This is a genomic window from Cytobacillus firmus NBRC 15306, from assembly GCF_001591465.1.
Taxonomy (GTDB): Bacteria; Bacillota; Bacilli; order Bacillales; family Cytobacillaceae; genus Cytobacillus; species Cytobacillus firmus.
Genome location: NZ_BCUY01000116.1, coordinates 1 through 8,909 on the forward strand (window position 1 = coordinate 1; position 8,909 = coordinate 8,909).

General features: G+C 42.4%; 5 protein-coding genes and 1 riboswitch. All 5 genes read right to left on the reverse strand.

Features of this window, described 5'->3' with window-relative positions:
• Nucleotides 1-181: 181 nt before the first annotated feature.
• The 5 genes from BFI01S_RS19855 to BFI01S_RS19875 all read right to left on the reverse strand — a co-directional run bounded on the left by BFI01S_RS19855 (nucleotide 182) and on the right by BFI01S_RS19875 (nucleotide 8,809).
• A complete protein-coding gene (locus BFI01S_RS19855) occupies nucleotides 182-760 on the reverse strand; it encodes an O-methyltransferase (protein WP_061794145.1) in 579 nt (192 codons plus the stop codon).
• Nucleotides 761-868: 108 nt separating this feature from the next.
• A riboswitch (SAM riboswitch) is annotated at nucleotides 869-975 on the reverse strand.
• 74 nt (nucleotides 976-1,049) lie between these two features.
• A complete protein-coding gene (locus BFI01S_RS19860; protein WP_061794146.1) occupies nucleotides 1,050-5,510 on the reverse strand; it encodes a coiled-coil domain-containing protein in 4,461 nt (1,486 codons plus the stop codon).
• Nucleotides 5,488-6,234 (reverse strand): DUF6063 family protein, encoded by a 747-nt coding sequence (locus BFI01S_RS19865; RefSeq protein WP_061794147.1) that lies wholly within the window; start codon nucleotides 6,232-6,234, stop codon nucleotides 5,488-5,490. Before BFI01S_RS19865 ends, BFI01S_RS19860 begins: the two co-directional genes overlap by 23 nt.
• Nucleotides 6,234-7,745 carry a hypothetical protein gene (locus tag BFI01S_RS19870; RefSeq protein ID WP_235831237.1) on the reverse strand — a complete coding sequence of 504 codons (1,512 nt, stop codon included), beginning with the start codon at nucleotides 7,743-7,745 and terminating at the stop codon, nucleotides 6,234-6,236. The genes BFI01S_RS19865 and BFI01S_RS19870 overlap by 1 nt, the downstream gene beginning before the upstream one ends.
• Nucleotides 7,736-8,809 carry a Wadjet anti-phage system protein JetD domain-containing protein gene (locus tag BFI01S_RS19875; protein ID WP_235831238.1) on the reverse strand — a complete coding sequence of 358 codons (1,074 nt, stop codon included), beginning with the start codon at nucleotides 8,807-8,809 and terminating at the stop codon, nucleotides 7,736-7,738. Before BFI01S_RS19875 ends, BFI01S_RS19870 begins: the two co-directional genes overlap by 10 nt.
• Between the last annotated feature and the right edge of the window lie 100 nt (nucleotides 8,810-8,909).

Sequence of the window (8,909 nt, forward strand, 5' to 3'; positions counted from 1 at the left end):
AATCAGCCTTTTGTTCGTTGCCGTAAAGAAGCCTGCATGCGGTGCTAAACAGTAATGTGCAACTAATGAACAGGTTAAACATTCAATAATGTTTTCACCCTTATGAAGTACATGTTCAACCTGATCTTTAATACTATTCATGGAACGATCCCCCTCAGTTTCATTGAATAAATCTCATCTATCAAACTGCTGTTTTCACAGCGAGTACCAGCCCGGTAGCCCAATCCAATTCTGTAATGTCCAGGTCAGGTCTATCCTGCAGAGTTTTTAATAGTTTAGTGGCTTTAATTCTATATCCTTCAGGCAATTTCTGCTGCGGAAACACATCATGAATCACATAAAAACCGCCGATATTCAAATGATCCAAGGTTTTGTCCAGAAGCTCGAATTTCCCCGGCCACGTATCTGCAAAAATAAAATCGAACCCTTCCGACAGGCTGTTGATAAATGCTGCGCCATCCTCACAGCAAAATGTGATTCTGCTGTCATTCCCGAGGTACTTTCTCGCGATCGATTGCACTGTCGAATCTATGTCAACGGTCGTAAGCTTACTGCCTTCATCCATCCCATCCATGATCCATGAAGCAGACGCTCCCGTACCTGTTCCCAGCTCCAAAAAACTGCCTCCTGGTTTTGAGGCAGCCAGCCCCTTCAGTAAAAATCCTGTTTTTCTATCACATGACTGCCCGAAGCCGAGCAAATCAGATTCCTGTAATATCCTCAAATATGCTTCCGGTACCTGTATAACGCCGTTTTCCATTTTGCCATTCCTCCTCTTTCTTCGTTCTAATCTAATCCAGCTCAAATCATAAAGGAGCATCAAAAAAAGGCCTCTTATTTTTAAGAGGCCTTTGCTATCAAAAACGACCTCTTATCTCCCAGAGTGTCAACTCTGTTGGAATTAGCACCTTCCTGATATAATCAGGGGTTGCTGAGGCTTCGCAGGGCCAGTCCCTCCACCTCTCTGGATAAGAATTTGTATAAAATATATATTTTCAACCAAGTATTGCATAGTTTTTGTTAAATGGCAATACTTTCATTCTTTTAATCTAATGAACAGCTTCCTCTCCCTGATAAATTCGAAACGCAGGTACAATCGTATCCGACACAATCTCTTTCCCTTTTTCCCGGATGAAATCCAATTTATAGTACGCATCGAACCTCTGGCTGATCTCTGTTTTCACCAATTCAGGCGGAGTGACGACGATGAATTGGAACTTCAGCTTATCGGCTACAGCGAAAATCGGGTCAAGCACATGGGCAGAAGCCGCTTGTCCAAACGGATTATCACAGACTAACGGAACCCAGCTTTGATCGGTTTCACTCTTAACAGAAAGAAGCATCATCATCATGACCATGCGGGCAGATAGCTTTTGACCGCCGCTGCCATCGGATTTTGTCTTTGAACCCTGGTTGATCGTCTGCCAGGTTGAATAATGCTCACGCTGCGGTTTTCCGTACATGAAGGCATTATCAGTACGCATGTTATAAACCAACAGTTCTGGGTAACGATTTCTGAGAGAGACAAATAAAATCTGCTCATCACTGATAAGCTGTTTAATTTCCTGATCAAGCAGCTGATTATTGTCATCAATCATCTCGAATCGCTTTGTAATTTTGTTAATGGCTGAAACAAAATGCTGTTTCAGTAAAGGTTCAACATCTTCCGCTTTTTTAGGCAGGATGTCTTCTTTGAGCTGGACAAGCGGGAAGGAACCCCTTTCATTCTTTAGCTTCATTTTCGCAATCATCGAGCGAATCGCCTCTGAAATGCTCATTACCTTCATGCTTGCCCGGCTTGCCCAGAAGTTTTGCGCCTTTTCCGCCCGTTCTTTGTCGCGCTCCAGCTGCTCCAGGCCGCTCTGTGAAAAGCGCTTCATGTTCTGTACGACACTTTGAATATGCGCATAATGCCTTGTATCCATATGATCAAGCGTAGCTAAGACTTCATTCTTAAAACGGATTTCCCAATCCTTGCCTTCAATAGCAAGCTTTAAATTTCTTAGTGACTGTTCAATCTTCGCATGCTTTTCTTGCCCTTCATCCTGAATAGCCTGATGTTTTTCACTCCAGGATAGGATGCTTTGCTTTCCTTGACTCTTTATTTTTTCTATATCATCATCCGAAAAAGCTGCCGCTTCCTCTTTAAGAATGACGGATAAATGCAATTGATTGTTTTCAAACTCAGTTATGTTTTGTTCTGTCTCTTTTTTGCGCTCTTCCGTTTTCTTTATTTCTGCATTTGTCTGTTTGGTCTGGTCAGCAATTTCAACGGTCTTCACTTCCAAATCAAGTTCTTCCCATTCTTCAGGCTGCTGATCATGCTTTGCCACTTTTTTAGCGGATTTTTTACGCTGATCCATTCCATGCTTTAAGGACGTTTCCGCAATGGTAACGGTCTTTTCCTGCTCCCGCTCTTCTTTTTCTGCTGCCTTGGTTTCCTTTGCAGCTGTCTGAACCATATTTTCCAAAATACTTATTGGTTCATCCGGTACAGAAGCATCCTTCCACTCTTCATTAAGAGCATGAAGTTTTTTCTCCAGCTTCCTTTGCTGCTTCTGCTCGGATTCTTTTGTCGCCTGAATCGCGAGCAGTTCACTTGCTTGTTCTTCTTTTGATTTTTGAAGCTGTTTAAGCTCCTCAATGCTGCCATTGATTTCTTCTAAAATATAGGGTGATAATCGCGGAACCTCCTCAGAAGCTTCTGCTTTCTCAGCGGCTGGAAAAGCAGCACCGTCTATAAAAAAGCTTATCTTCTTAATATTCTGCTCGGCTGACAGCTTCCATTCCAGATAGGTCTGGCTCCACTTTTCCTGAAGGTCAGCGATGGTCTGAAGCTCATTTCCCAGCTCATTCTGCAGCTTTTCGAAAGCTTCCTTTTGTTTCTCTTTTTCCTGCTTTACCCGTTTATTTTCCTGATGCATCGATTTTTCTCGGTTAAATTCCGCAAAGGATTCCGCATCTTTAGATAGTTTTTCAATCTTTTTCTTCGTCTTTTCCAGCTGTTCTCTAAGTCCCAGCTGCAGTTCTTTTTCTTTTTCCTCCTGCACGATGATAGCCTGCAATTCCTTTTTCCTTGAAAGCAGGGCTTCCTTTTCCTGAAGCAGTACTTTTTCGATATCACCGGCAAGGTCATGGGAAAGGAATCGGTCTATCTCTTTTATAATACGGCGCAGTGCTGTTTCTGTTTTTTCTAACTCTGCAAGTGTATCTTTCTTTTCTTCTATTTGTTTCGCAATCTGAATTTTCCAGTTTGTGAACTGATTTTTATCCGCCAGCAGCTCCTTCTCCGTCCCGGTGATCATCACAAAGGCATTCTGCTGATTTTCGCCCGCCATTTCTTCTCTCATAAAAATCGGAACAGGGCTCTTAAACATTCTTCCTGCAAGAACCTGTTTATTCATTTTTTCCCATTGCGGCCTGCTGACCACTAAGCCATATGGCAGGAGAGGATGAGAAAGCATGTGGCTCGCCATTTCATCCGGTTTTAAGGATTGGAGAAATTGTGAGCCGTAAAACACATCTATGCCTGTTTTCTCATCAATCCATTCCTTCAGTTCCTTCACATCATTATTCGCAATCCAGAAATGCTCATCATTCAAGGCATAATCCAGCTGCGTTTCCCAGAGCTCTTTCTTTAATTCTTCCCCTTGCGCGCGATTTTGAACGAGGAGCTCTTCCACCTCCAGGGCATATTTTGATAAAAGAGCGTTCGTGAATGGAGCTGTGACACCTTGCAGCACACCTTGCAGCTTATCGTACAGCTTAGTTTCTTTTTGCTGCTGCTCTTCACTTTTCCTTTTTAACTCTTCACACTTTTCTTCAGAAAACTGAATGGATTGTGCGAGTGTACCATGGGAAGAAGCAAGCTGATTTTGTTTTTCATTTGATCTATTCTCTTTTGCCTGTATATCTTCGAGTGCCGCTTCTTTGGTTTCTATCTGTATATTCAGATTTTCAATAAAACCTGTTAAATCATAGGTAATGCGGTCACCGAATTCCTTGATAAGCTGTTCTTCTTTTGATTCAAATTCATGAATTTGAGTATAAAGAAAATCAATTTCTGTTCGAAGCTGGGCAATCTCCTGGGTCTTTTGTTTATCCTGCTTAGACAGGTCGTTTGCTTTTTTCTTTAAAAACCTTTGATATCCGGAATATTGCTGAACGGCTTCCCTAATGGCAGCAGAGGATTTCTCCCATTGCTGTGCCGCCTCTTTTTTGATTTCATCCATTCTTTGATTCACTTGCTCCAGGCCGCTGTTCTGCTCAAGCTTGGCAATTTGCTGGGAAAGCGCGCGAATGCTTTGTTCCCCTTCATGCCATTCTTTTAATAACAGCTGAATAGCCAGCTCCTCTTTTCGCTCCTGCTTTTCCCTCACCGCTTCCTGCAGAACAATATGCTTCTTCTGCTCTTCCGCTAATTTCTTTTCCCAATCCAGCACTTCCCGGTGAGCTTTTGCATACTCAAGATTATCTTTCTGAAAACGCAGATCCACTTGCCTGCCTGTTAATTTTTCGATTTCCTTTTCCAGCTCAATGAGTGTTTCTTCTTCTGTTTTCTTCAAATGCTCCAAAGCGCCAAGCAACTGTCTTCCGGCCTTAATGCTGTCCTCCACAATTTCCTTATGCCCGATACCCTTTGCCAGACTCTCTTCAAAAGGAAGAATATTTTCCAGGAACTCTTTATGTGCCTGCTCTCTTTTCAGCAAAACAGGGAGGTCCTTCGCGATGCTTGCCTGACTCTTAAAAATCTCCACCAGATCGTTCTTCTGATGCTCCGTCCGATGCAGAACCTGACTGACTGTAGGAATGATCCGCTTTTGGAACAGGGAATGATCATCTTCAGCGCCTTCAAAAAATTTTCCGACGCCGCCTTCATCCTTATTAATGTCCTTCATAATATCCCAATCTTTTCGGTTAATCCCATATGTATCAAGAATTCGGTAGTGTTTCTTTGTATCCCGGTAAACATCATACCCATTCCATTTTAAGTAATCCTTCAGTCCTTCTGTTTCAGCCAGCTCTCCATCTTCATAGAGAGGAATATGTTCAAGTGATGCTTCTTCTTTTCGTTCAAACTCCCTTGTATAAAAGGTAATATTCGGGACAATTTTCGCTTCCTGTTCAAGCGGTTTGCTATCTCCGCTTTCTTCATTCATGGAAATCCGCTGTTCTGCTGAAAACATTCCGCCCGTCACCAAATGCCTGCGGTCAGCCCCGTCGAGCTCCCATTGTATGAGAACATGAAAGGTATAAGGTATGAATTGCTCCTTATTATTAAAAAAGAATTGCTGATAATAGCGATTATTCTGCTTTCCCCATGCAGTACCCGGCTTAAGGATCTGAAATATGGTCTGCAGGAAAACACCTTTCCCTCCTCCATTCATCATCGAAATGAGGCCATTTGTGGAGGTTTCCTCATTATGAAAGTTAAAGGTGGTGTCCCTATACTGCTTTTGCATGCCATCATATTTCAGGCCGGCAATTCTAATTCGATGTATTTTCGGCATGCTGATCCTCCTCTGTTTTCATTAATTCCTTGAACATTTCATAACGGTCATAGTCATGATACAGGTATTCAATCCGCTCAAATAACTCCTGCTTCGGAATCGCCTTCGGTATCTCCTCCCGATCCAGGATGACGATGAGTCCTTCTGTTTCCAAAAGGCGCATGGCACTTGCAATCAATCCGATCCGCGTTCTGCGATTGGCTTTCCTGGATCCTAAATCATCTGTGTCGACCTCCATGTATTTCCATGTCGTCACAACGTCTTTCATATCAATTTTTTCTTCTTCTCCGAAATCAGGTTTTGCTTTAAGCAGACTATCCCAATTCATGATGACATCATTGACTTGCCGTTCCAATGTATAGAAGCTGATCCCTTCGCGCTTCGTGCGGATCTTAGCCGCCTGATTTCGGTCGATGCTCGCCAGGAATGCCATAATGACAACGCTCATCAGGTGAAAATGTTTTTTGGTTTCAACCTGCTTATGCCTGTCCTTCATATGTGTAAAATTCGTTGCAAAAACAGAGCCGGTCGGCTGCACAACCAGCTGAATACGTTTAGGCGATTCTATGATAAAGGTCCCGGATTCGTCTGCCATTAAAAGCACCGTCTGTCTTACATCAGGATTGAAATACGCCTGAAAGTGCTCGCTGTTCTCATCGATAACCTTGTCTTTTAAAAGCGTAAAATAAACCGCTGATGCAGTCTTAATACTTTCTGCACTCATCATTTCTCCTCCTGAACACAAATTTTAAACGGAGTGATTTTCATTTGATACCAGAGGAAAGGTTCCGCTCGATGATCAAACTCGGTATAAAGTTTCAATCCTTCAAACACCTGGAATTGCGGATACTCCTGCATCAGTTTATAGAGGAGAATCTCCCTCTCATCGCTCAAGCTCTCTTCCCTCCGGTGCAGCACCTGAACCTTCAGCGGCTTTTTATCAAACATCATCCATAAATCAATCGTTTCCGATTCTTCAAACCATAAATCCTGTACCTCAAGCGGCAATGTCGTTAAATCAGCCAGGGAAAACTCTCCGTATGTCTGCAAATATTGAAACACATAGCTCCAGGCCATGATAACAGAATCCCAGTTGGTTACCCGCTGATGGGTAATACTTTCCTCTTCCGTTTCTTCCTCCATCCTCTCTGTCATCTGCTTTTCATCAAATTCCTGTTCTCCCCAGATCCAATCCAAGGGCAAGATAAATTCATTCTTTGGCGAAAATAAAGGACCAAGTACCTTCTCAACACGATCGAAGGAAGATCCCCCCTCCTTGATGAACCAATTTTCATAAATGTGCTCCCGAAACGAAACGAGGCTCGTTTCCCAAAACAGTGAAGGGTTTTCCGCTTTTAATTTCATTTCATAGGAGATATTTTGTATTACAAGCTTGGCGAAACGGTCATGCAATTGCCTGGTATGGCCGATCTTTTCCTGCAGGAGGATTAGTTCTCTTTGTATGTGATCATCTTCCTCGTTTCTTCGTTTTGTCTTCTCAATCATACTGCTAATAGTACGGAAGTGGTTTTTCTCTTCTTCAAATTGCTTTTCAATTTCCGCACGGTTATCAGCCCTTTGCATTTCTTCTTCCATCAATAAGATTTTGGGATTATTGATCATTTCTTTTTGAAAGGAGAATTCTCTTGCCATTAAGCGGTTGACCCGTGAAATGAGGTGATCGAGGTTTCGGGTAGCTTTGCGGAAATTACCGTTTTTAATCAGCTGCATACTATAGAGCTGTTCAATGGTGATCGAGAACTCCTCCGCCATTTCCCTGCTCATGAAAATCATTTCCTGTGAGACATCTGTGAGTTTGTAGACGATTGATCCGCCCATCTCCAGGTTTGTATATAATTCATCCATTGTCACATAGCGGAATACCTGCGTCTCCCATGACTGTCTGATTTCATCGTAATAAAGGGATTCAAACGGCCTGCTGTACTCTTCTTTTCCCTGATACAAAAGTCCGCTTGTGATTCGTTCAATCTGCTTCTCATCAGCCAATAGCTTCATTTGTTTAATCGAATCTTCCACCATATATTTGATATCTGATTTTCTCCGGTGATCATCATCATTCAATTCCCGATAAAAAATGGTGAGGAGCACCTGCATCAGAATCGTCTGGATATGAGGCTTCAGCTCTCCGACTTCCATTCCTCTTCCAAGCTCAAACAGCGGGTTTAAACGCTGCATCCGCTGGGCGAATCCTTCCCATGACTCGTTCACATCCATCTCCTCCATGTTTCAATTGTCAGGACTTCCTGAGGAATCCGTTTATTTTCCTGCCATAATTGCAATAAGAGTTCTTGCTCCTCTTCCGTAAACCACCTAAAGAACGCTTCACGGTATTTAAGATTTTGAAGCTGGCCGGATTTCTGTTCATTTCTTTGTTCCATACAATCGAGCATTTTACGGTAAATCTTCAATGCAGGCTGAATGCAGCATTCCGGATATTTATCAAGCAGCCTGGTCATGATCCCGTAGCCTGCAGCATCCAGATCCCCCGCATAATAGAATAGGTACGATTTAACCGGGAAAATTTTAAAGAAAAACGAAAAGCTCCGTTCAATTTTAGTACCTTCCCCATAAATGATCAGTTCAGGCTCGTAATCGAGCAGATCGCTTTCCAATAATTGAATGGAAGTATGAAAGAATGATAGATTCTCGACAATGAGCACTCGCTGAATATCTTTAATTTCTTTTCCCTGCTTCATCCAAAACACAAAAGGCTCCCCGTATTTCACAACTTTCAACTGTTCTTCAGATACACCAACTCGGGCTAAAAATCCCTTACCATCAGGAAAACTGACTAAATCCTGCAGGAATTTTTCATGACCGAACAGCTCCAGGCTTCTTTCCTCAAGTGAAACGATTTCCCGTTCGCCGCTGGATTGGAGAAAAGCATTTAAATTCCTGATCCGGCTCCATTCCTCTTTCGTCTGCCATTCAGGGTGCCGTTCATAAAACGAAAAATCGAACCGATCACTTAACTTCATCATCTCGAGGCGATCCCATTTGCCGGTATGAGCTTTCACATTCACCCAGAAATATAAAGGCAGAGACGGTGTTTTCCCGTTGTATTGATGATTATGTATAGGTGTCAGCTGCCCTTCATCCTGCAATGATTGAATGGCTTCATAAAACAGTGAATAACCGTCCATTTCATAATAATCATCCAGTAATTTGCGCAGCTGAAATTCCAAATCATTTATGTTTAACTTCTTCTTTTGCTTCGGGTGCTGAATATCTTCAATGAAACTTCTCACCCTTGTTTCGATGATGTTGATTTTTTTCACCTTCTTAAATATCTTTGGGTCTTTAGAGACTGAAATTATCTCATGCAGACATCATTTTTATTATAAACTAGTTGATGAATTGATGGTAATTGGATCTTAA

Coding starts and splice junctions, on each gene's coding strand:
- BFI01S_RS19855 (WP_061794145.1), bottom strand. CDS start 760: ATGGAAAACGGCGTTATACAGGTACCGGAAGCATATTTGAGGATATTA.
- BFI01S_RS19860 (WP_061794146.1), bottom strand. CDS start 5,510: ATGCCGAAAATACATCGAATTAGAATTGCCGGCCTGAAATATGATGGC.
- BFI01S_RS19865 (WP_061794147.1), bottom strand. CDS start 6,234: ATGAGTGCAGAAAGTATTAAGACTGCATCAGCGGTTTATTTTACGCTT.
- BFI01S_RS19870 (WP_235831237.1), bottom strand. CDS start 7,745: ATGGATGTGAACGAGTCATGGGAAGGATTCGCCCAGCGGATGCAGCGT.